General features: G+C 64.1%; 19 protein-coding genes. 10 read left to right on the top strand and 9 right to left on the bottom strand.

Going from position 1 to position 22,059, the window contains the following annotated elements; translation table 11 throughout:
- Positions 1–117 precede the first annotated feature (117 nt).
- Positions 118–765 carry a hypothetical protein gene (locus ACQ651_RS08140; RefSeq protein ID WP_227286696.1) on the top strand — a complete coding sequence of 216 codons (648 nt, stop codon included), beginning with the start codon at positions 118–120 and terminating at the stop codon, positions 763–765.
- Here ACQ651_RS08140 and tgt read toward each other — a convergent pair.
- Positions 762–1,892, bottom strand: a complete 1,131-nt coding sequence (tgt, locus tag ACQ651_RS08145) for a tRNA guanosine(34) transglycosylase Tgt (RefSeq protein ID WP_227286697.1) — start codon at positions 1,890–1,892, stop codon at positions 762–764. The two genes, ACQ651_RS08140 and tgt, sit on opposite strands and share 4 nt — an antisense overlap.
- Positions 1,893–2,092: 200 nt before the next feature.
- Between tgt and ACQ651_RS08150 the strand changes: the two genes are divergently transcribed.
- Complete coding sequence (locus tag ACQ651_RS08150) at positions 2,093–2,455, top strand: SUF system Fe-S cluster assembly protein (protein WP_227286698.1); 363 nt, start codon at positions 2,093–2,095, stop codon at positions 2,453–2,455.
- Here ACQ651_RS08150 and ACQ651_RS08155 read toward each other — a convergent pair whose 3' ends face one another.
- Positions 2,456–2,605, bottom strand: a complete 150-nt coding sequence (locus tag ACQ651_RS08155; protein WP_227286699.1) for a hypothetical protein — start codon at positions 2,603–2,605, stop codon at positions 2,456–2,458.
- A gap of 89 nt (positions 2,606–2,694) precedes the next feature.
- On the opposite strand from ACQ651_RS08155, the gene ACQ651_RS08160 reads away from it, so the two are divergent.
- The 5 genes from ACQ651_RS08160 to ACQ651_RS08180 all read left to right on the top strand — a co-directional run bounded on the left by ACQ651_RS08160 (position 2,695) and on the right by ACQ651_RS08180 (position 6,265).
- A complete protein-coding gene (locus ACQ651_RS08160; RefSeq protein ID WP_227286700.1) occupies positions 2,695–3,555 on the top strand; it encodes a LysR family transcriptional regulator in 861 nt (286 codons plus the stop codon).
- 30 nt (positions 3,556–3,585) lie between these two features.
- Positions 3,586–3,951, top strand: coding sequence for a HesB/IscA family protein (locus tag ACQ651_RS08165; RefSeq protein WP_121897941.1), 366 nt, complete (start codon positions 3,586–3,588; stop codon positions 3,949–3,951).
- Complete coding sequence (locus tag ACQ651_RS08170; RefSeq protein ID WP_375552121.1) at positions 3,948–4,271, top strand: TfoX/Sxy family protein; 324 nt, start codon at positions 3,948–3,950, stop codon at positions 4,269–4,271. Before ACQ651_RS08165 ends, ACQ651_RS08170 begins: the two co-directional genes overlap by 4 nt.
- Before the next feature lie 135 nt (positions 4,272–4,406).
- Positions 4,407–5,153 (top strand): triose-phosphate isomerase, encoded by a 747-nt coding sequence (gene tpiA, locus ACQ651_RS08175; protein ID WP_430448995.1) that lies wholly within the window; start codon positions 4,407–4,409, stop codon positions 5,151–5,153.
- A gap of 116 nt (positions 5,154–5,269) precedes the next feature.
- Entirely contained in the window at positions 5,270–6,265 is a 996-nt protein-coding gene (locus ACQ651_RS08180) for a TAXI family TRAP transporter solute-binding subunit (protein ID WP_227286703.1), read from the top strand.
- A gap of 75 nt (positions 6,266–6,340) precedes the next feature.
- Here the strand turns inward: ACQ651_RS08180 and ACQ651_RS08185 are convergent, their stop codons facing one another.
- Positions 6,341–7,582, bottom strand: a complete 1,242-nt coding sequence (locus ACQ651_RS08185) for a DVUA0089 family protein (protein ID WP_430448996.1) — start codon at positions 7,580–7,582, stop codon at positions 6,341–6,343.
- A 252-nt stretch (positions 7,583–7,834) separates the two neighbouring features.
- Between ACQ651_RS08185 and ACQ651_RS08190 the strand changes: the two genes are divergently transcribed.
- The gene (locus tag ACQ651_RS08190) at positions 7,835–10,339 is read left to right on the top strand and encodes a TRAP transporter permease (protein ID WP_430448997.1); all 2,505 of its coding nucleotides are present in this window, start codon (positions 7,835–7,837) and stop codon (positions 10,337–10,339) included.
- A gap of 79 nt (positions 10,340–10,418) precedes the next feature.
- Positions 10,419–11,585, top strand: a complete 1,167-nt coding sequence (locus ACQ651_RS08195) for a cytochrome P450 (protein ID WP_430448998.1) — start codon at positions 10,419–10,421, stop codon at positions 11,583–11,585.
- A 10-nt stretch (positions 11,586–11,595) separates the two neighbouring features.
- Here ACQ651_RS08195 and ACQ651_RS08200 read toward each other — a convergent pair whose 3' ends face one another.
- From ACQ651_RS08200 to ACQ651_RS08210, 3 genes are all read right to left on the bottom strand, one after another.
- Positions 11,596–12,345 (bottom strand): GIN domain-containing protein, encoded by a 750-nt coding sequence (locus tag ACQ651_RS08200; protein WP_430448999.1) that lies wholly within the window; start codon positions 12,343–12,345, stop codon positions 11,596–11,598.
- A 119-nt stretch (positions 12,346–12,464) separates the two neighbouring features.
- Positions 12,465–15,344, bottom strand: coding sequence for an excinuclease ABC subunit UvrA (gene uvrA / locus ACQ651_RS08205; RefSeq protein WP_375552114.1), 2,880 nt, complete (start codon positions 15,342–15,344; stop codon positions 12,465–12,467).
- Between the two features lie 97 nt (positions 15,345–15,441).
- Positions 15,442–16,602, bottom strand: a complete 1,161-nt coding sequence (locus ACQ651_RS08210; RefSeq protein WP_430449000.1) for an MFS transporter — start codon at positions 16,600–16,602, stop codon at positions 15,442–15,444.
- Positions 16,603–16,751: 149 nt separating this feature from the next.
- Between ACQ651_RS08210 and ACQ651_RS08215 the strand changes: the two genes are divergently transcribed.
- Positions 16,752–18,989, top strand: coding sequence for a VWA domain-containing protein (locus ACQ651_RS08215; protein ID WP_430449001.1), 2,238 nt, complete (start codon positions 16,752–16,754; stop codon positions 18,987–18,989).
- Between the two features lie 68 nt (positions 18,990–19,057).
- On the opposite strand, the gene lpdA is transcribed toward ACQ651_RS08215, so the two are convergent.
- From lpdA to ACQ651_RS08230, 3 genes are all read right to left on the bottom strand, one after another.
- Positions 19,058–20,455: a dihydrolipoyl dehydrogenase gene (gene lpdA / locus ACQ651_RS08220; protein WP_430449002.1), complete on the bottom strand. Its 1,398-nt coding sequence runs from the start codon at positions 20,453–20,455 to the stop codon at positions 19,058–19,060.
- Positions 20,456–20,545: 90 nt separating this feature from the next.
- Positions 20,546–21,412, bottom strand: a complete 867-nt coding sequence (locus ACQ651_RS08225; RefSeq protein ID WP_430449003.1) for an alpha/beta hydrolase family protein — start codon at positions 21,410–21,412, stop codon at positions 20,546–20,548.
- Positions 21,413–21,467: 55 nt separating this feature from the next.
- Positions 21,468–22,055, bottom strand: a complete 588-nt coding sequence (locus ACQ651_RS08230) for a DUF924 family protein (RefSeq protein ID WP_375552111.1) — start codon at positions 22,053–22,055, stop codon at positions 21,468–21,470.
- Positions 22,056–22,059: the final 4 nt, after the last annotated feature.

Genomic DNA, 22,059 nt, shown 5'->3' on the forward strand with positions numbered 1-22,059 from the left:
TCTCCGAATATGCGTGGTAATCGCCGTCTGCCCGATATTTCCGATATCATCGAAAAACACCAACTCTCCACCGCGCCGCCGCCGGCGGATTCGCTATTCTGGAAAATGTGGAGAGGGGTGCAAGATGTGGCAACCGATACGCTTGCCCTGCCCTATCTTCAGGGGATCAACGCCGGCACGCTCGATCCCAATCAATATGGCGGCTACAACGTGGCCGATGCCTATTACTGTTTCGAAGGCGCCGACGCCTATCAGACCGCGGTGTCCAAGACCACGCCCAATACGCCGTTGAATGCCTTCCTGAGCAAGAAACTGGCAGGATATCAAAGATATAACGCCACGTTTCCTGATACATGGCACGTCTCCTCCGCCGCCTCCATCTCGCCGCCGCAGGTCACGAAGGATTATGCCGAATACGAAGGCAACGTGGCCGCCCGGCTCGATCCGATCTATTGCCTGATCGTCATGATCCCGTGCGAATATCTCTGGGCATGGCTTGCCGGCCAGATGAACCCGCCACAGCCCTCGAATGTCTATGGCGAATGGATCACCGAAAACAACGATCCCTCGGGCGCCTATGCCATGGGCAATTTCCTCGACAGCTACATGACCCAGAATCCGGGCGTCCTGGATACGTCCTATGCGCAGCTGATTTACGGCTTCGCCCAGATTTACGAGTATCAGAATTTCGCCGCCGCGACGGGGACCCAACCCAATGACGCGGCCCATTACGGGATCGACAAACCGGCCATTCCGCCCAGCTAGAGCGGCTCGATATCGCCCTGGGCGCGGAGCGCGTGGAAATCCGCCTCCCATGCCTCGAACCTGTCCGCGGCGATCGCGCCGCGGATCCCGGCCATAAGCTCCTGATAGTAATGCAGGTTGTGCCATGTCAGCAGCATCGAGCTGATGATTTCCCCCGCCCGGAACACGTAATGCAGATAGGCGCGGCTGTACTGCGAACAGGCCGGACAGGTGCAGGCCTCGTCCAGCGGCCTCGGGTCGTCGGCATGGCGCGCGTTCTTGATGTTCACCACCCCGCGCCGGGTGAAGGCCTGCCCCGTCCGCCCGGAGCGGGACGGCAGGACGCAATCCATCATGTCGATCCCGCGTTTCACCGCGCCCACGATATCGTCGGGCTTGCCCACCCCCATCAGATAGCGGGGTCTGTCCTCGGGCAGCATGCCGGTCGCGAAGTCGAGACAGTCGAACATCGCCTCCTGCCCCTCGCCCACGGCCAGACCGCCCACCGCGTAGCCGTCGAACCCGATGCGTTTCAGCGCCTCGGCACTCTCCTCGCGCAGATCCCGTTCAAGGCCGCCCTGCTGAATGCCGAAGAGCGCATGGCCGGGCCGGTCGCCGAATGCGTCGCGCGACCGCACGGCCCAGCGCATCGACATCCGCATGCTCTCCGCGATCCGGGTGCGATCCGCAGGCAGGGCCGGGCATTCGTCGAAACACATCACGATATCCGAGCCCAGAAGCGTCTGGATCTCGATCGACCGTTCCGGGCTCAACATATGTTTCGAGCCGTCGATATGCGATTTGAAGCGGACGCCCTCTTCGGTCAGCTTGCGCAGATCGGCCAGACTCATCACCTGAAATCCGCCGCTGTCGGTCAGGATCGGCCGCTCCCAGTTCATGAACCGGTGCAGCCCGCCCAGCGCCGCGATCCGCTCCGCCCCCGGGCGCAGCATGAGATGATAGGTATTGCCCAGAATGATATCCGCCCCGGTCGCGCGCACGGACTCCGGCATCATCGCCTTGACCGTCGCCGCGGTGCCCAGCGGCATGAAGGCGGGTGTGCGGATCTTGCCGCGCGGGGTGGACATCTCGCCGACGCGCGCGTCGCCGCTGGTTGCACTCACGGAGAAGGTAAATCGATCAGACATCCGGTCCCGATACGCCCAAGCTCGCGGCTTGCCAAGACCGGTTTGCACCGGCGGCCCGCTCCGGCCATGGCGTGGGGCGGCGTGAATTGATATACCATTGATATACCTCGGGGGCCCGCGATGGCGGTCAACGCACCCTTTACGGACCCGGTTCCAATCCTTATATCTTCTGTCAAGAATAGCGCAGTGAAGGCCGCCCCATGTCCCAGACCCAAGAGCATCTTGAAGGTACGCCGCTGATCAGGCCGTCAAGCACCGATCACCCGCTCTACGACAGCGTGGTCGAGGCATGCCGATCCGTCTATGACCCTGAAATTCCGGTGAATATCTACGATCTCGGTCTGGTCTACACGGTCGATATCGGGGCCGAGAACGATGTCGAGATCATCATGACGCTCACCGCGCCCGGCTGCCCCGTGGCCGGCGAGATGCCCGGCTGGGTGGCCGATGCCATCGAACCGCTCGACGGGGTCAAGACCGTCAATGTGCAACTCACCTGGGAACCGCCCTGGGGCATGGACATGATGAGCGACGAAGCCCGGCTCGAACTCGGGTTCATGTAGTCAAAACAACCTCTTACGCAGTGCGGCCCAGATGCGCGAGACCTTTCGCGGCTGCAACTCCGTTTGCATTTTTGCAAATGCCATCTGCTCTTTGCGATATTCCGTCAGGCACTGATCTTCGATATAAACGGGTCTGAGAATGGGCATCATCATGGCCTCCTCGTCTTGAGTTACGAGACAGATCTATGCCGCCGCCGCATGCCCCGGCAGGCCCCAAAACCGCGACTGGATTTGCAAAAATGAACACGCAGCCTCATTGGGACGATTACGCCTATTTCGCGGCCGTGGCCCGATCGGGCGGCATCGCGCGCGCGGCCGAAAGCTGCGGCGTCAGCACCGCCACGCTCAGCCGCCGGATGCGCGCGTTCGAGGCCCGGCTGGGCCGCCGCCTGTTCCTGCACGGCACCTCCGGCTATACGCTGACCGCCGAGGGCCGGGCGCTGTGGGAAAAGACCAGAAAGATGGAGGCGGCGGCGGCCGATGTTGCAAGATGGTCCACGAAAACAAAGGGTTCCGTGCCGGTCCGCATCTCCGCCGGCACATGGACCGCGCTGCATATCTCCGATCGGCTGAGCGAGATCTGGACGCCCGATGACATCTGGCTGCCCGAGTTCATTCATTGTGAACTGCCCATGGATATCGCCCGGCGCGAGATCGACATCGGCATCCGCAACCGCCGCCCCGAACAGCCATGGCTGGCGGGGCAACGGGTCGGCACCACCGAATTCGCGATCTATGGCGCCAGTGAATCGGTGACCGGCTGGATCGGCCCCTCCTTCGACGCCGCCGCGACCCGCTCGGCCCAATGGGTCGAGGCGAATTACGGCGCGCAGATCGTAACCCGCTCTAATCTCCCGATTTTCTCCTACCAGATGGCCCGGGCCGGGGTAGGACGCGTGGTTCTGCCCCTGCCCGTCGGCGACGGTGCGCCCGGGCTCATGCGCCTGTCCGAGCCGATCGAGGAGCTTTGCATGGAACGCTGGCTGGTCAGCCATCACGAAGGCCGGTTCGAGCCGCCGGTGCGGGCCGCGCTGACCGCGCTTGCGGCCTTTTTCACATCCTCGCCCGTGACACTTGAGGAACCGGCTACGGTCGCCTAGATTGTATCCGTAACGCGAAGGAGCAGGACCATGTTCGGCATCCCCGGAAAACAGGCGGTCAGCATGACCCCCGCAGCCTCGAAACAGATCGCCAAGCTGATGACGCGCGATAACCATCAGGGCTTGCGCATCGGTGTGAAAAAGGGCGGCTGCGCCGGTATGGAATACACCATGGATTACGTCACCGAGGTCGATCCTCATGACGAGGTGGTGGAACAGGATGGCGCCCGCGTGATGATCGCACCCATGGCGCAGATGTTCCTGTTCGGGACCGAGATCGACTATGAGGTGTCGCTTCTCGAATCCGGCTTCAAATTCCGCAATCCCAACGTCACCGACGCCTGCGGCTGCGGCGAGTCGATCAAGTTCGACGAGGCGCTCGGCAAGACCGCATGAGCGTTTCCGATGCGGATATCGCCTTCGCATTGGAATTGTTCGACGATCTAGGTCCCCTGACAACCCGCAAGATGATGGGCGGGCTATGCCTGTACCGCGATGGCACGATCTTCGCGGTCGTTCATGCGGATGGCTCCATCTGGATCAAGGGCGCGGGCGCGTTTCAGGACGTGCTTGATGCTCGGGGCCTTGCCCGCTGGACCGGCACCAGCAAGGCGGGCAAGATCACCGCCATGCCCTATTGGCGGCTGCCCGATGCCATGCTGGACGATGCGGAGGCCGCCACGGATCTGGCGCGCGAGGCGCTTGGCCATCTGTGATCCCGCAGCCTCCGATTTCCGGGCCTGTCGGCCACGCCGCCTGCCCCCGGGCGATGGTCTGCGGCGACGCCGGCGGTTGTTGACGCACTGCCCGCCTCTTGTCATCTCCTGTCTGACATCAAAAGGAACCCCATCATGACACGCCGCAAGCTTGCCGCCGGAAACTGGAAGATGAACGGGCTGAACGCCGATCTGACGGAACTGGAGGGTCTTCCATCGGTCAGCCGGGCCGAAGTGCTGATCTGCCCGCCCGCCACGCTGGTCGAGCGGATGGCGCGGGCGGCCTCCTCCGTCTCCGTGGGCGGGCAGGATTGCCACCCGGCCACGAGCGGCGCACATACCGGCGATATCTCCGCCCGGATGCTGGCCGATGCCGGGGCGAGCCATGTCATCCTCGGCCATTCCGAACGCCGTCAGGATCACGGAGAGACCGACGCGCTTGTCCGCAGCAAGATCGAGGCCGCGTGGAGCGCGGATCTGCGCGCGATCCTGTGTATCGGAGAGACGGAAGCGCAATATCAGGCGGGTGAGACCCTGGACGTGCTGCGCCGTCAGCTGTCCGGGTCCCTGCCCGACGGGGCAAGCCAGGACAACCTGATCGTGGCTTATGAACCGGTCTGGGCAATCGGCACGGGGCTGGTGCCCACAATGGCCGAGATCCGGGATATTCATGCCTTCCTGCGCGCCGAGCTGACGGCCCGCTTCGGGGCAGATACCGGCGGCGGTATCCGGCTGCTCTATGGCGGCTCGGTCAAGCCCGGAAATGCGGCCGAGATTTTCGCCGTGCCAGATGTGGATGGCGCTCTTGTCGGGGGTGCATCCCTGAAGGCCGCCGATTTCGGCGAGATTATCAACGCGCTGGAGGCCGCGGCCGCGGCCTGACGCCGAGGCGCGTTCATTTCTTGCATCCCTCAGCCTGCGCGCTAAAACAGTGCCCAAGTGGGTTGGACCGGGCGCATGAGGCGCCCGGCCTTTCACATGGGGAGGATACAAAAAAAATGACATTCACCAAACTGACCGCGCTGGCCATGACCACCGCATTGACCGCCTCTGTCGCCTATGCCGACGGGCATATCGACCGTACCGGCTGGCCCGAGAGCTTTACCGTCGGCACCGCGTCGCAGGGCGGCACGTACTTCGCCTATGGCTCCGGCTGGGCCAATCTGGTGGCGGAGGAGCTTGGCCTGTCCGGCGGCGGCGAAGTGACCGGCGGCCCGATGCAGAACATGGCGCTGGTCCATACCGGCGAGGCGCAGTTCGGCATGACGACCATGGGCCCGGCGGCCGAGTCGCTTCAGGGCACCAACCCGATCGCGCCCGGTCTGCAGATGACCAACGCCTGCGCGATGTTCCCGATGTACCAGACGCCGTTCTCAGTGACCGCGCTGGCCTCTTCGGGCATCACGTCGATTTCCGACATCCCGGCAGGCGCCCGCATCGGCTTCGGGCCCGCGGGTTCCACCTCCGACACCTATTTCCCGCGCATGATGGAAGAGCTTGGTGTCGAGTTCGAGCGCCGCAACGGCGGCTGGTCGGATCTGGGCGGACAGTTGCAGGACGGTCTTCTGGACGTGATCGCCTTTGCAGCAGGCGTACCTGTGCCGGCGGTCAGCCAGCTTGAGGTGCAGACCGATGTGAACATCATCGAGTTCACCGAAGAGGAGCAGGCCACGATCATGGAGGCCTTCCCGGTCTCGGAATTCATGATTGCGGCCGATACCTACACGACGCTTGAAGCCGACGCGCGGTCGGTTTCGATGTGGAACTTCGCCATCGCCAATTGCGAACTGCCCGACAGCTTCGTCTATTCCGTTGTCGATGTGGTGATGAGCGACAATGAGCGGATGATGAACATCCACCGCGCCGCCCGCTCCACCCTGCCCGAGAACTGGGACAAGAACAGCGTCATGATGTGGCATCCCGGCGCGGCGCAGTGGTTCACCGAAAACGCGGGCGCGGAGATCCCCGCGGACATGATCCACGGCGGCATGTAATCGCGCCACCGCTGAACGGAAACGAAACAGGGCCGCCCGGTTGGGCGGCCCTTTTCAATTTCCGATCCCTCCTCGTTACTGCGCCGGGACGTAGCGCTGCAGGGCCACACGGATCACGCCGGAATAGTCGTCGGAATACTGCGTCACACCCAGCATATAAGTGCCGGGATTGACCTGCACGGTCAGCTGGCTGTTGAGCGAGCCGCCCGCGTCGTCATTGAAATCGATCATCCTGCCGACCCCGTCGAAAAGACGGATCACCGGGTCGCTGTCGCTGATCTCGATCGCATCGATCAGCACCAGACCGCCTGCGGGCACGCTGAAACTGAACCATACCGCATCGCTGCCCACGACCTGATCCATCACCAGACTGGTCTGCAACACGCCCAGATCGGTGATCGGATAGCTGCCGCCGATGGGCGGGCTGGCCTCACCGGTGGCGAACATCTCCTGCATCGCGGCCGCCGGGTTATAGCCCCGGACCGATACGGTCACCGGCTGCGTGTCGTCGGACAGGGACCGCATCGCGATGCAGTAATTGCCCGCCGGCAGCGGGTCTGTGAAATCCACGCGGGAGTTCAGCCCGTCAAAATCGTCGTTTTCCGCCAGCAGCGTGCCCTGTCCGTCGTAGATATAGATATACGGATCCGCCGAGGGGTTTTCGGCCCGGATGCTCAGCGCCTGCGGTGCGGACAGCGAGAAGCGGTAATAGGGCGTGCCGGCGATGGAATTCGTGGCCGTCACGCCGCCCTCCAGCATCGCGTCGATCGCGCCCGCGCCAAGCGGCGTGGCCGGTGTATTGGGCAGGCAGGGGTCGACGCCCGCGAAATCGGCGGTGCCGCCACCCCAGCCCGGGGTCAGTGCCTCGTGTTCGGCCCGGCCCACCCGCAGATCGGCAACCACGGCGCCGCCGCCGAAGGCACGGGTCGAAACGCAATAGGTGCCCGGTTGCAGCGCGATATCGCCGCGGGAGGCGAAATTGCCGCCGCTGTCGTCATCGGTCAGGATGATCGTGCCCGCCTCGTCGCGGATGTCGATGACCGTATCGCCCCCGGCGTTCGGGTTGGCCTCGATCCGGTACTCGCCCGCGCTGCTGACGGAAAACAGCGAAACGGTTTCTCCGCCCGGCGGCACCATCAGCCCCGTCTGGTCAATGAACGTATCCGATGTGGAGATATCCGAGGCCTCCGGCGAGCCGCCGACCCATAACCCTTGGGCGCCGACGCCGCCGCAAAGCTCGGCGTTCTGTGCCAGGGCGGGCAATGCCGAGGCCGCGAGGATCGCGCCTGTCAAAAAGGTGCCTGTTCTGAAATTCATGTCTCGTCCTCTTCACTTGTGAAAGGCGGCGTGCACGCGCCCGACGCCGCAAAGACTAGCCTGCCGGCTCTGCCGCTGGCCAGTGGAATACGCCGCCATCTTTCCCCTTTTTTCGGGAACCGTTCGGGTCGATCTACCACGGCGCTGTCGAAACTGTTTGTTGCAATGCCCCGCGCAGCAAGACAAAAAGGCGGGCACGGGTGTTCCGATGCGCAATCGCAAGGCCCCCGTCGTCGATCAGGGGGGCTATATATGACCGAGACCAGCGCACAGACCGAGGGCCCGGTTCTTGCCGAAGGCGTCGATGAAGAGCCGATCGAGCAGAACCGGCGGCTGTATCACGGCAAGGCCCATCTTCTGGTTGCCATACTGTCCACGGTCTATGCCGGGTTTCATATCGCCGCGTTGAACGGCCTGTCGATCGAGGCGATGACCGGGCTCGACCTGCCGTTCCTGCCGCAATTCCCCATGGAAACGTGGAATTTCCGCATCGTACATATTGCGGGCGCACTGGCACTCGGTTTTCTGCTGTTTTCGGCCCGGATGTTCGGCGACGACACGAACAGCCGCGCCGGGCTGCCGTCGCTGGCGGGGCTCGCGCTGCTGATCCCGGCCTTCATCGCCATGTTCACAACCTTTCAGTTCATCGCGCTGGTCAGTTCCGGCACGCTTCCGGAAATGGGCGGACTGCCCACATGGCCGGCTTTCGAAGGCACCGAGATTTACGCGCAGGAGGTCACGTGGTTCGGATTGCCGCTGCTGATCGCGACCTTCGGCGCGATCCTGCTGAGCTGGATCGAACGGCGCGACCGTGGCCAGTTCGCCACATCCGATATCGTGCTGGCGGTCTGCGCGGTCGTCGTGGCGCTTTATCTCGTGCCCGTCTATTCCACGGCGGCGCGCAACTCCGTCGGCACGCCCTTCGTACCTATCGGCGTGGCCTTCGCGGCCACCGCAGGTGCCGCGCTTATCCTTGAGCTGACCCGCCGCGTCGCGGGTCTGGCGCTGGTCGTCATCACCGCCATCTTTCTGGTCTACACCTTCAGCGCGCATCTCCTGCCCGGCATTCTTGCGGTCCAAAGCCCCTTCACGTGGCAACGCTTCTTCGGCTTCGTCTATACCGATGCGGGCATTCTGGGGCCGACCACGGCGGTCTCGTCGACCTACATCATCCTGTTCATCATCTTCGCGGCCTTCCTGCAGGCCTCGAAAGTGGGCGACTATTTCGTGAACTTCGCCTTCGCCGCCGCGGGCCGCGCGCGGGGCGGCCCCGCCAAGGTGGCGATTTTCGCCTCCGGCCTCATGGGCATGATCAACGGCACCAGTGCGGGCAACGTGGTGGCGACGGGCTCGCTCACCATTCCGCTGATGAAAAAGGTCGGCTATCACAAGAAAACCGCAGGCGCGATCGAGGCTGCCGCCTCCACCGGCGGCCAGATCATGCCGCCGATCATGGGTGCGGGCGCCTTCATCATGGCCGAGATCACCGGCATCCCCTATCAGGAGATCGCGATTGCCGCGATCATCCCCGCCATCCTCTATTTCGTGTCGATCTATTTCATGGTGGATTTCGAAGCCGCGAAACTGGGCATGCGCGGCATGCGCGAGGATGAACTGCCCAAGTTCCGCGACATGGTGCGCCGTGTCTTCCTGTTCCTGCCGATCATCATCCTGATCGCCGCGCTGTTCATGGGCTATTCGGTGATCAGGGCCGGCACCCTGGCGACCGTCGCGGCCATCGTGGTCAGTTGGGCGGTGCCGGAGCATTTCTCGATCAAAGGCAAAGGGGCCTGGTCCGTCCAGCGCGTGGTGGTTCTGGCGATCACGGCGCTCACCGTGCTCATGACCATCACCTGGTTCCTGACGCCGACCGCCGAGCCAACTGTCGGCCCGTCGGAAACCGGTGCGTTCCTGCGCAGACTGGCCGAGATCACCGGCATCTTCATCGCGGCGGGCTTCGTCTATATCTCGGTGCTGGAGTTCTCCAGGCCCGACAGCGTCGTCGGCCTTGCAGTCAGGGGGACGATCCGCGCGCTGGAGCTTGCGGGCGTCATGTCGATCCAGATCATCGCCGTCTGCGCCTGTGCCGGCATCATTGTGGGCGTCATCAGCCTCACCGGGGTGGGCGCGCGGTTCTCCTCTGTCCTGCTCGATCTGGCCGGGGTCAGCCAGATTCTGGCTCTGTTCTTCGCCATGTGCATCGCGATCCTGCTTGGCATGGGCATGCCCACAACGGCGGCCTATGCGGTGGCCGCCTCGGTCGTGGCACCCGGCCTGATCCAGCTTGGCATTCCCACGCTGACGGCGCATTTCTTCGTGTTCTATTTCGCCGTGGTTTCGGCCATCACGCCACCCGTGGCGCTGGCCAGCTACGCTGCCGCGGGGATATCGGGCGCCAATCCGATGGAAACCTCCGTCGCCTCGTTCAAGATCGGCATCGCCGCCTTCATCGTGCCGTTCATGTTCTTCTACAACTCCGCCATTCTGATGGACGGGACATGGCTCGAAGTGATCCGGGCGGCGCTCACCGCCATATTCGGCGTGTTCCTGCTGTCGGCCGGGGTGCAGGGCTGGTTCCTCGGCGGGCGGACCGTGTGGTTCCTGCGCGTGGCCCTCGTTCTTGCTGCCCTCTTCATGATCGCGGGCGGATTGGTCACCGATCTGATCGGGGTCGCCATCGCCGCCGCCATCTTCTTCATACAGCGGGTGGTAAAGCCGTCTCCCGATGCGACGATCTCGGTGCGCGGCGCCGACTGAACCCCGGACCGCGCAGCCGGACCACATCTCAATCCCCATCCCCGCCGTGTCCGGCGGGCTCCTTCGGCCTTCGTTTCAGATGCAGCATCTCAGTCAGTCCCCCACCGATCCGGGTTTCGTGCAGAACCCCTACCCGTTCTATGACCGCGCCCGCCGGGCCGGGCCTCTCTTCCGTTGGACGGACTACGATCTGATCTGCGCCACCACGCATGAGGCCGTGAACACGCTCCTGCGGGATCGCCGTTTCGGGCGCGAGCCGGTCGCGCCTCCGCCCGTCCCCGAGCATCTGGCCCCGTTTTACGCGGTCGAGGCGCATTCCATGCTGGAACTGGAGCCGCCGCGCCACACCCGCCTGCGCAGCCTGGTCCTTCGCGCCTTCACCTCGCGCCGGATCAAGGCGCTGGCGCCTGAAATCGCCGCGCTGACCCATCAGCTTGTCGATGCCTTTCCCGAGGGCGAAAGCGATCTTCTCGATACGCTGGCCCGGCCCCTGCCGGTCACGATCATCGCCCGGCTTCTGGGTGTGCCCGAGGGCATGGCGCCGGATCTGCTGCGTTGGTCGAATGCGATGGTGGGCATGTATCAGGCCGGCCGCACCCGCGCCGACGAGGACGCCGCCGTCGCCGCGACCGAGGCTTTCGTGGCGTTCATGCGCGACTATGTCGGCAAGCGCCGCTCGGACCCCCGCGACGACCTGATCAGCCATCTTATCGCCGCCGAGGAGGACGGGGAGAAACTCTCCACCGACGAGTTGATCACCACCTGTATCCTGCTCCTGAATGCCGGGCATGAAGCAACGGTTCATGCCATCGGAAACGGTGTGAAACTCTGCCTGGAAACCGGCGCGCGGCCCGGGGAACACCCCGATCTTCTGGTCGAAGAGGTCCTGCGCTACGACCCGCCGCTCCACCTCTTCACCCGGTATGTCTATGAAGAGGTGGAGGTTTTCGGCCATACCTTCCGCCGGGGTGACGAGGTCGGCCTGCTGCTGGCCTCCGCCGGGCGAGACCCTGCGGCCTATGCCGACGCGGACCGGTTCCTGCCCGACCGCCGGGACGGCCCCGCCAATCTGGCCTTCGGGGCGGGGCTACATTTTTGCGTGGGCGCGCCGCTGGCGCGTCTGGAGATGCAGATTGCCCTGCCGATCCTCTTCGACCGCTGTCCGGATCTGCGTCTGATCGCGACGCCGGCCTATGCGGACATCTACCATTTCCACGGGCTGGAGCGCCTGACCGTGGCCCCGTGATGGGCGCGTGTCACTCGAACCGGATGCTGGCGCTGACGCCGCCATCGGTGGTGCGTGTAGCGGGGTTGCCCAGCACCCGGACAGAGGCCCCGGCCCGCGCCTGCACCGAGGCGGATTGATCGGCGTAGCCCAGGGCGCTTGCCCCCGCGCGTGCCGATATCGACAGCGTGTGGCATTCAAACGCGCCCGCATCCAATCGGGCGCCGGCGCGAACATCCGCATTCAGATCGGTGCAGTTGCCCGCAAGCTGCATGGTGGCACCGCTTTGCACCTGAACATCCGTTTGTCCGGCCGCGCCTTCGAATTGCAGGCGTGCGCCGGAAGCGGCCCGAAGCGAGCTCTGCTCTGCCTCTACCCCTTCGATGTCCAGCGACGCGCCCGATTGCGCCTGTGCCTCGAACCGCTCCGTCACCGGCACAGCCGCCGTTACCGCCGAGCCGGAACGCGATACGATCCTCGACAGAACCGGCATCTGGATATCCACCTCGAAGCGGTCCCGGTCGTTCAGCGAAGGTTGAAGCCACGGGGTTTCCCGCTCGATCCGCAGCACATCGCCATCCTGCTCGATCACAAGCCGGTCGATATCGCCGCGCCGTGCCGTCGCCTCCACCCGGAACGGGCCCTCGCGCAATGTCGCAACGATGCCTTCGGCCACCTCCACCTGCGTGAAGTCCTTGACCTCGAATACCCTGTCCTCTGCTACCGCACTGCCGGCGATCATGATCGCGGCAGCGGCTCCCAGGCTCAAACGCATGAACATCCCGAAATTCTCCTTGTCTCACAAAATGTGAGAAAGAGGTATGTAAATAGATTTAACATTCAAGATCCCGCGGGTGGAATTTCCGCAAGGCCACCCAAGGGCCGGAGGATTGCAAGGCGCTATTCTGCGGCGACCCGTTGCTTCAACATCGCCGCCAGATAGCGCCCGGTATGGGAGCGCTCCTCCAGCGCCACATCCTCGGGCGTGCCCTCGGCCACGATCCGGCCGCCGCCATCCCCGCCTTCGGGACCGATATCAATGATCCAGTCCGCGGTCTTGACCACGTCCAGATTGTGTTCGATCACGATGACGGTGTTGCCCTGCTCCACCAATTCGTGAAGCACCTCCAGCAGTTTTCGAACATCTTCGAAGTGCAGCCCGGTGGTGGGCTCGTCCAGAATATACAAAGTCCGACCTGTGGAGCGTTTGGCAAGCTCCTTGGAGAGTTTGACGCGCTGCGCCTCCCCGCCCGAGAGCGTCGTGGCCTGCTGGCCCACCTTGATATAGCCCAGGCCCACCCTGACAAGCGCATCCATCTTTTCGCGAATGCTGGGGACCGCCTTGAAGAACTCCTGCGCATCCTCGACCGTCATGTCGAGCACATCGGCAATGGATTTTCCCTTGAAGCGGATTTCCAGCGTCTCGCGATTGTACCGCGCGCCCTTGCAGGTCTCGCAGGTGACATAGACATCGGGCAGGAAATGCATCTCGATCTTGATGACGCCGTCGCCCTGGCAGGCCTCGCAGCGTCCGCCTTTCACGTTGAAACTGAAGCGCCCGGGCTTGTAGCCTCGCGCCTTGGATTCCGGCAGGCCGGCAAACCAGTCGCGGATCGGGGTGAAGGCCCCGGTATAGGTGGCCGGGTTCGAGCGCGGCGTGCGCCCGATGGGCCGCTGGTCGATGTCGATCACCTTGTCGAGATGCTCCAGCCCCTTGATCGTCTCGCAGGGCGCAGGCGTCTGGCGCGCGCCGTTCAGCTTCATCGAGGCGGTCTTGAACAGCGTCTCGATGGTCAGCGTGGATTTGCCGCCGCCCGACACACCCGTCACGCAGACGAATTTGCCCAAGGGGAAATCGACCGTCACATCCTGCAGATTGTTGCCCGTGGCCTTGACCACGGTGACCTTCTTCTTGTTGCCCTTGCGCCGGGTCGCCGGCACCGCGATCTTGCGCGTGCCCGACAGATACTGCCCGGTGATCGACGCCGCATCGCTCATGATCTGCGCCGGCGTTCCCTGGCTGACGATCTGCCCACCATGCACCCCCGCCCCGGGGCCGATATCGAAGACATAATCCGCCTCGCGGATCGCCTCCTCGTCATGTTCGACCACGATCACCGTATTGCCCGCATCGCGCAGGTTCTTCAGCGTGGTCAGCAGCCGGTCATTGTCGCGCTGATGCAGACCGATGGAGGGTTCGTCCAGCACGTAAAGCACGCCCTGCAGGCCCGATCCGATCTGGCTGGCCAGACGGATTCGCTGCGACTCCCCGCCCGAAAGCGTGCCCGCATTGCGGCTCAACGTCAGGTATTCCAGCCCCACATTGTTCAGAAACCCCAGACGTTCGCGGATTTCCTTCAGGATCGCGCGGGCGATCTCGTTTCTCTGATCGCTCAGATGCTCGGGCACCTGCGCGCACCAATCGGCGGCCTCCCGGATGCTCATCTGCACCACTTCGCCCACATGCAGAAGCTTTCCCTGCCCGCCTCCGGCAGGACCGATCTTCACGGCAAGGGCTTCGGGGCGCAGACGGAAGCCGCCGCAGGTGCCGCAGGGGCGATTGTTCTGATAACGCTCGAATTCTTCTCGGATCCACGCGCTGTCGGTCTCGCGATAGCGGCGCTCCATGTTGGGGATCACACCTTCGAAGGTGCGTTTCACCTGATAGACCCGCCCGCCCTCGTCATAGCGGAACTGGATTTCCTGCTCCCCCGATCCGCGCAGGAACACATCCTGGATTTCTTTGGGAATGTCCTTCCACGGGGTCTTGGCGGCAAAGCCGTAGTGATCGGCAATGGCCTGGATCGTTTGCAGGAAATAGGGCGATTTGCCCTTGCGCCATGGGGCCAGCGCACCGTCTTCGAGGGTCAGCGCGGCATCCGGCACCACCAGCCGTTCGTCGAAGAACAACTCCACACCCAGCCCGTCACAGGACGGGCAGGCCCCGAAGGGCGCGTTGAAGGAAAAGAGCCGCGGCTCGATCTCGGGGATCGTGAAGCCACTGACCGGGCAGGCAAAATTCTCGGAAAAGGTGATCCGCTCTGGCTCGCCGTCCTTCGGTGCCGTTTCCAGAATGGCGATCCCGTCCGCAAGGTCGAGGGCGGTCCGGAAACTGTCGGCCAGCCGCGTCTCGGCCCCTTCGCGCACCACGATCCGGTCGACCACAACATCGATGTCGTGCCGGAATTTCTTGTCCAACGTGGGCGGCTCATCAAGCTCGTAAAACTGCCCGTCGACCTTCACCCGCTGAAATCCCTGCTTGCGCAGTTCAAGGAATTCCTTGCGGTATTCGCCCTTCCGGTCGCGGATGATGGGCGCCAGAAGGTAACCGCGCGTCCCCGCCTCCAGCGCCATCACCCGGTCGACCATGTCCTGAACCTGCTGCGCTTCGATCGGCAGGCCCGTGGCCGGGCTGTAGGGCGTTCCGACACGGGCGAAAAGCAGGCGCATGTAATCGTAGATCTCGGTGACGGTACCGACGGTCGAGCGCGGGTTCTTGCTGGTCGTCTTCTGTTCGATGGAAATCGCGGGCGACAGGCCGCTGATATGATCCACATCCGGCTTTTCCATCATATCAAGGAATTGCCGCGCATAGGCCGACAGCGACTCCACATAGCGGCGCTGCCCCTCGGCATAGATCGTATCGAAGGCCAGACTGGATTTGCCCGAGCCGGAAAGCCCGGTGATCACCACCAGTTCATCCCGCGGGATATCCACATCGATATTCTTCAGGTTGTGCTCGCGCGCGCCGCGCACTTCGATATTTTTCAGCTCAGCCATCAAGGCCCCCCGTTTGCCGCTGGCTAACACATAGGCGAGCCCGCCTGAGTCTCCAACGAAAATGTGCGAACGAAGAGCGAACATGCTGACAGGATTGTCAGCGCTGCGCAACCCGGCCTCTTATCCACAGGATCGAGCCGAGCCCGGCGGCCATGATCACCACCGTAATCGCGACCAGTCCGGCCAGACCGCCCGCTGCCATGGCGGCCGCAAAAATCGGGCTGCCGGCGGATGTGCCGACATTTCCAAGCTGCGCCAGGGCGCCATTGGCCTCCGCCTGGGCCACCGACGTGTCGTTGAGCGCCGGGATTGCCGCAAAGCTCGCGCCGGGCACCAGACCGATGCTGACGAATGTCAGAAACGCGAGCCACGGTTGCGCGATCTGGGGCAGCAGCAAGAGCCCCACCATGCCGATCACCGTGGTGACATAGGACACCCGCAGGATCACGAAGACCGAGTGCCGCCGCGCCAGCCAGCCCGCCAGAAACGTGCCGCCAAGCGCCGTGAGCGGCAGGATGCTCGCCACAAGGGGGACCGGCAGATGTCCCGCCACGAAAGGGGCCAGAAAGGTCAGCAACGCCACGAAGATCAAGGTATGCCAGAAAAATCCGAGCGCGGGCGCCAGACGGTACGGATCGGAATAGATCGCCCGGTGGGCGGCGACAAAGCCGGGCCATGGCGCGGAAGACGGACCGATCGGCGCGACCATCCTCCAGACCAGTGCGGCCAGCGCCCAGAACGCCAGTCCATGCAGCATCCAGGCGGCCCCCAGCCCCCCGATCCCGACAAGCACCGGAAGGACAAGGGCGCTGAGCGCGAATGACACACCGAAGAAGCTGGCCCATAGCGCCATCACCATGGGCTGGTCCCGCAGGCTGCTGATCCGCACCATGAGAACCGGCGCCGCAACCACGATCGCCAGATGCGTGACACCTTCCAACAGCCGCAATCCGATCAGCACCGGAAAGGGCGGCAGAAGGCTTTGGGCCATCGAAAGGGCGCCGCCCGTCAGCAACGCGGTCAGCAGGACCGGCCTCGGGCCGAACCGCCCGGCGCCCATGCCCGCGACCGCACCCAGAAAGATACCCGCCACGCCCACGGCGGAGACGACAAGCGCCAGCACCGGCTCGGGCCGGTCATAGATCGCGCCAAGGGCTTCGAATATCAGGGAAACCTTGCCGAACTGCGCCGCGGCAAACAATCCGGTCACCCAAAGCAGAACAACCTGCGCCCAATCCGTGCTGACCCGATGCTCCATTGTCGCGACATGACAGCGGGGCGCCGGACGGTCAACCACCCGATCGCAGACTTCACAAATGACCCGACCCGGCCTAGCATTCTCCGCATATTCACGCCGTGCGGCAGGCGCGGCACTCGTATTTTGATATCGAATATGGAGTTTTCGCCATGCGCCAGCTTCTGTCAGCCGTGCTTCTCTCTGTCTGCATCCTGTTGCCCGCCGCGCCCGCGGTCAGGGCACAGGCCGACGAAACCCCCGCCGCCATTCTGGTTCTCGATGCCTCCGGCTCCATGTGGGGCCAGATCGACGGCATCAACAAGATCGTCATCGCCCGCGAGGTCATCGGCGGGATGCTGGAGGATCTTCCCGCCTCTCAGGCCATCGGATTGACGGTTTACGGCCACCGCACACGGGGTGATTGCGCGGATATCGAAACGCTGATCGCGCCGGGTCCGGACACCCGCGCGGCCATCGCGGAGGCGGTCAATTCGATCAACCCGCGTGGGCGCACCCCGATGACCGCCTCGGTGGTGGAAGCCGCCCGGGCGCTGCGCCACACCGAAAACGCCGCCACGGTCATCCTTGTCTCGGACGGGATCGAAACCTGCGAGGCGGACCCGTGTGCCATCGCCGCCGAACTTGAGGCGTCGGGCATCGCCTTCACCGCCCATGTGATCGGGTTCGACGTGGCCGACCCGGAAGCCCGGGCACAGATGCAGTGCATCGCGGACAATACCGGCGGGCAGTTCCTGACCGCGGACAATGCCGAGGAACTGGCGCAGGCGCTCGAACAGGTCGCCGTGGCCCCTGCCCCGGTGGCGACGCCGGTCACCCTGCGCGCGCTTGTGGAACCGGACATGTCGGCCCCGGTTTCCCCCCTTGAGTGGACATTGTTCGACGCCGACGGCAACCCGGTTCTGAACCCGACCCGGGCCCCGACGCTCACCGCGCAGCTTCTGCCCGGCAGCTATCGGGCGCAGGTGCTGCGCATGGCGCAGGACAGCGAACACGGCGCAAGCTTCACCGTCGAGGAGGGCGTGGCGCAGACCGTCACCATCCCGCTGCCCTTCATTCCGCCACCCACCCATGAGGTCACCTTTATCGCCCGGATCGGCGGCGAGGATGGCCCGCTGATCACGGACCCTGTTCTATGGGATATCCGCCCTCTGCCCGACGACGCCGACGAAACCGAGGAAGGCAACGGGCTGGTCTTCGAGATGGCCAACGGATCCTACACCGTTTCGGCCTACTGGACCGTGCAGGAGGTCAGCCAAGAGGTGCAGTTCGTGATCATCGACGCGGCGCGCGAGATCACCGTGGTGTTCGAGGAACCCGCAGTGACCGCCACGATCGTCGCCCCCGCCTCCGCCATTGCCGGATCGACCATCGAGGTCGGATGGAACGGCCCGGACATGCCCAACGACTACATTGGCATCGGGCGCGAGGATGCCACCGGCAGCGATGCCTGGCGCAACTACACCTATACGCGCGACGGCAGCCCCCTCAGCCTGCTGGTGCCGCCCGAACCGGGCGAGCACCTGATCGGCTATTTCCTGGCCGACGGGCGCGAACGGATCGGCACCGCCCGGATCACCGTCACCCCGGTGGAGGCCACGCTGATCGCGCCGGAAACCGCACGTGCCGGAGATACGATCAACGTGGACTGGACCGGGCCCGACAACCGCAACGACTATATCGGGATCGGCCGGGCGGACGCGACCGGCTCGAACCGGTGGGAGAACTACACCTACACCCGCGACGGCAACCCGCTGCAGCTGCTCGTCCCCACAGAGCCCGGCGATTACGTGATCACCTATTTCCTCGATCAGGACCGGACCCCGCTGGCCTCTGCCCCGATCACCGTCACCGCGCTGGAGACCGGCGTCACCGCGCCCGCCACGGCCATCGCCGGATCGACCATCGAGGTCGGATGGACCGGGCCCGACAACAGGAACGACTATATCGGGATCGGCCGGGCGGATGCGACCGGCTCGAACAGGTGGGAGAACTACACCTACACCCGCGACGGCAACCCGCTGCAGCTGCTCGTCCCCACGGAGCCCGGCGATTACGTGATCACCTATTTCCTCGATCAGGACCGGGCCGCGCAAGCGACCAGCGCCTTGAGCGTGACGCCGGTCGAGGCGAACCTGATGGCGCCGGACCGTGCAGAGGCCGGCGGGACGATCGAGATCGGATGGACCGGGCCGGATTACCACAACGATTACATCGGGATCGGGCGGGCGGATGCGACCGGCAGCGCGGCTTGGGAGAGCTACGCCTACACCCGCGATGGGTCCCTCCTCAGGATGCAGGTTCCCGACGAACCGGGCGCCTACGTGATCCGCTATTTCATGTCGCAGGACCGGACCGAACTGGCAAGCCGGCCCCTGATCGTGGACTGACCCGGCAAGACGAGAAAGGGGGCGGCCGCCACAGGCGCCGCCCCCTTTCCCGATTACGCTCCCGCGGTCTAGAAGTTGATGACCCGATCATAGGCATCAAGCACCGACTCGTGCATCATCTCGCTGAGAGTGGGGTGCGGGAAAACGGTTTCCATCAGGTCCTCCTCGGTGGTCTCCAACTGGCGACCCACCACGTAGCCCTGGATCAGTTCGGTCACTTCCGCGCCGATCATATGGGCGCCCAGAAGCTCGCCCGTCTTGGCGTCGAACACGGTTTTCACCAGCCCCTCCGCCTCGCCTAGGGCAATCGCCTTTCCGTTGCCGATGAAGGGGAAGCGCCCGACCTTGACGTCATAGCCAAGTTCCTTCGCCTTCGCCTCGGTATAGCCGACGCTGGCGACCTGCGGGTAGCAATAGGTGCACCCGGCAATGCTTTCGGGTTTGCTTGGATGAACCTTGTTCTTGCCCGCGATCAGTTCGGCCACCATCACGCCTTCATGGCTTGCCTTGTGGGCCAGCCATGGGGCGCCCGCGATGTCGCCGATGGCGTAAACACCTTCCACGCCCGTGCGGCAGAACTCATCCGTCACCACATGGGTCCGGTCGATCTTCACGCCAAGCTCCTCCAGCCCGAGCCCCTCGACATTGCCGACGATGCCCACGGCGGAGATCACCGTGTCGAATTCCTGCTTCTCGACCTTGCCACCGATCTCGATATGCGCGGTCACCTTGTCCTTGGCACGGTCAAGCTGCTTGACCATGGCCTTCTGCAGGATCTTCATCCCCTGCTTCTCGAAGCTTTTCTTGGCGAAGGCGCTGATCTCGGCATCTTCCACGGGCAGGATCCGGTCCATCACCTCCACCACGGTCGTGTCGGCGCCAAGGGTGTTGTAGAAGCTGGCGAATTCGATCCCGATCGCACCCGAGCCGATCACCAGCAGCTTCTTGGGCATGTGTTTCGGGGTCAATGCCGCCTTGTAGGTCCAGACCCTGTCGCCGTCGGCCTCCAGCCCGGGCAGTTCGCGGGCGCGGGCGCCCGTGGCCAGGATGATGTTCTTGGCGGTCAGGTCCTCGGTGCCCTTGTCGGTCCTGACGCTGACCTTGCCCTTGGCGGGGATCGTGGCCTCGCCCATCACCACGGTGATCTTGTTCTTCTTCATCAGATGGCCGACGCCGGAGTTCAGCTGCTTGGCCACCGTCCGCGACCGTTTGACCACCTCGTCCAGATCATAGCCGATCCCGTCGGCCTTCAGCCCGAATTCCTTGGCCCGCTGCATCAGGTGGAATATCTCCGAACTTCGCAACATCGCCTTGGTCGGGATACAGCCCCAGTTCAGGCAGATGCCGCCCATATGCTCCCGTTCGACGATGGCGACATTCAGACCGAGCTGGCTGGCGCGGATCGCGGCAACATAGCCCCCCGGTCCGGCCCCGATTACAACGATGTCAAAGCTTTTGGCAGCCATGGGCGACCCTCCTGGCGAAGATTTTGTTCAGCATTAAACTATCTGGCGGTCTGTCGCAATTGATCCATGGAGCGCAGTATTGTCGCGGCGTCACGCCCCCGACAGCCACGCAATTGTCGTGGCGATGACCTGATCCAGCATATCCGGCCCGGTGAACACGTTGAAGACATGATCCATCTCCATCAGCACCAGCGTATCGGCCGCGTTCCCGCGCGCGTCCAGCACGGTCTGCCCCATCGCGGGCTGCGGCGTGATCAGATCGTCATTGGCCCCCACGACCACCAGCACCGGGCCGGGATAATCCGCGATAGCGCCCACCGGGTCGCTGTCGGGGATTTCGTGAAAGAAGGCGCCGTTCAGCTCCATCTCGACACCCCAGGGCAAGGTGAAGCCCACGGGCGCGGCCGGTGCCGCGGCCAGCCCGGCCTCCATCACCTCGGGTCCGAAAAGCGCCCCGAAGGAGACGCGCGGCGCCGTCACCGGGTTCAGCAGGACGACGCGGGCCAGATCCGGGCGCTCGGCGGCCAGATGGGCGGCGACAAGCCCGCCCTGGCTCCAGCCGATCACGGCAATCTCGCGGGCACCGATATCGGGATGCGCGGCCATCCAGTCGACGGCCGCCACCGAATCCTCGATCTGGGTGGAAAAGGTCGTCTCTTCCCAGGGCATCTCCAGGCTCTCGCCCGAACCCCGGAAATCGATCCGCAGGCTCGGCATTCCGGCCACCGCAAGCTGCCGCGCGAAGCGGGTGAAGACGAAATCCTCCGTGCCTTCGACGGGAAGCTCGTCGCGGGTGCCCGTGAACCCGTGCAGCAACAGAACCGCAGGCCCCGGCCCGTCTGCCGCCTCAAAGGTTCCGATCACGCTGTCTCCGGCCACGTCCAGCCGCACATCCTCGGCCATCGCCGCCCCTGTCATCGCCAGCATAGCGGCCAAGGCCGTTCCGATCCGTGTCATCGCGCCGTCCCTTCCTCTCAATCAGGTCGGTCGGAGGGCACGCGACCGGCTCAGATCAGCCCGCAGCCTCCAACTCGCTGACGACCTTGCCATAGCCGCCATCTTCCATAAAGCGCAGTTCGTCGGCAGAGCTGTGCCGGCCAAGCGCCTCGTTGCGAAAGGGGAAGCGGCCGTATGTGCGGATAATCTCCCGATGGGCCCGGGCGTGCAGGATGTTGCTTTGCCCGGTTTCCGGCATCCGCTCCTTCATCAGGCGCACGCAGTGATCCTGATCGGCCAGAATTTCGGAATGACAGAAGGGCATGTAGAAAAACTGTCGTTCCGGCTCGGCGGCGCGCATGTCCCAGCCATGTTCGATCGAATAGCAGGCGGCGGATTTGGCCTTGAGATCGGTGGCAAAGGCCCGGGCCTGCCCCCGGAACATGTTGCGCGGAAACTGGTCCAGCAGGATGACAAGCGCCAGCGCCTTCTGCGGGTGGCTCGTCCAATCCGACAACTCGCCCCGCTCCCCCTTTTCCCAGAGATCCATGAAGCGCGTGGTGATCTCCTCATCCAGCGCCGCGTCCTGCTTGTACCAATCCTCGGGCGAACGCTCGGTCAGCCAGAAGGCCAGAACCTCCTTCGATGGGTGCGGGTCTGTCATCGCT

The sequence above is a fragment of the Rhodophyticola sp. genome (genome assembly GCF_965284195.1).
Lineage (GTDB): Bacteria > Pseudomonadota > Alphaproteobacteria > Rhodobacterales > Rhodobacteraceae > Rhodophyticola.

What these genes read in the sequence shown, in the direction of transcription:
- lpdA (WP_430449002.1), bottom strand. Translation starts at nt 20,455, where the DNA reads ATGGCTGCCAAAAGCTTTGACATCGTTGTAATCGGGGCCGGACCGGGG.
- ACQ651_RS08150 (WP_227286698.1), top strand. Translation starts at nt 2,093, where the DNA reads ATGTCCCAGACCCAAGAGCATCTTGAAGGTACGCCGCTGATCAGGCCG.
- ACQ651_RS08200 (WP_430448999.1), bottom strand. Translation starts at nt 12,345, where the DNA reads ATGTTCATGCGTTTGAGCCTGGGAGCCGCTGCCGCGATCATGATCGCC.
- ACQ651_RS08225 (WP_430449003.1), bottom strand. Translation starts at nt 21,412, where the DNA reads ATGACACGGATCGGAACGGCCTTGGCCGCTATGCTGGCGATGACAGGG.
- ACQ651_RS08155 (WP_227286699.1), bottom strand. Translation starts at nt 2,605, where the DNA reads ATGATGCCCATTCTCAGACCCGTTTATATCGAAGATCAGTGCCTGACG.
- ACQ651_RS08185 (WP_430448996.1), bottom strand. Translation starts at nt 7,582, where the DNA reads ATGAATTTCAGAACAGGCACCTTTTTGACAGGCGCGATCCTCGCGGCC.
- ACQ651_RS08210 (WP_430449000.1), bottom strand. Translation starts at nt 16,602, where the DNA reads ATGGAGCATCGGGTCAGCACGGATTGGGCGCAGGTTGTTCTGCTTTGG.
- ACQ651_RS08180 (WP_227286703.1), top strand. Translation starts at nt 5,270, where the DNA reads ATGACATTCACCAAACTGACCGCGCTGGCCATGACCACCGCATTGACC.
- ACQ651_RS08190 (WP_430448997.1), top strand. Translation starts at nt 7,835, where the DNA reads ATGACCGAGACCAGCGCACAGACCGAGGGCCCGGTTCTTGCCGAAGGC.
- ACQ651_RS08230 (WP_375552111.1), bottom strand. Translation starts at nt 22,055, where the DNA reads ATGACAGACCCGCACCCATCGAAGGAGGTTCTGGCCTTCTGGCTGACC.
- ACQ651_RS08170 (WP_375552121.1), top strand. Translation starts at nt 3,948, where the DNA reads ATGAGCGTTTCCGATGCGGATATCGCCTTCGCATTGGAATTGTTCGAC.
- tgt (WP_227286697.1), bottom strand. Translation starts at nt 1,892, where the DNA reads ATGTCTGATCGATTTACCTTCTCCGTGAGTGCAACCAGCGGCGACGCG.
- uvrA (WP_375552114.1), bottom strand. Translation starts at nt 15,344, where the DNA reads ATGGCTGAGCTGAAAAATATCGAAGTGCGCGGCGCGCGCGAGCACAAC.
- tpiA (WP_430448995.1), top strand. Translation starts at nt 4,407, where the DNA reads ATGACACGCCGCAAGCTTGCCGCCGGAAACTGGAAGATGAACGGGCTG.
- ACQ651_RS08215 (WP_430449001.1), top strand. Translation starts at nt 16,752, where the DNA reads ATGCGCCAGCTTCTGTCAGCCGTGCTTCTCTCTGTCTGCATCCTGTTG.
- ACQ651_RS08165 (WP_121897941.1), top strand. Translation starts at nt 3,586, where the DNA reads ATGTTCGGCATCCCCGGAAAACAGGCGGTCAGCATGACCCCCGCAGCC.
- ACQ651_RS08160 (WP_227286700.1), top strand. Translation starts at nt 2,695, where the DNA reads ATGAACACGCAGCCTCATTGGGACGATTACGCCTATTTCGCGGCCGTG.
- ACQ651_RS08195 (WP_430448998.1), top strand. Translation starts at nt 10,419, where the DNA reads ATGCAGCATCTCAGTCAGTCCCCCACCGATCCGGGTTTCGTGCAGAAC.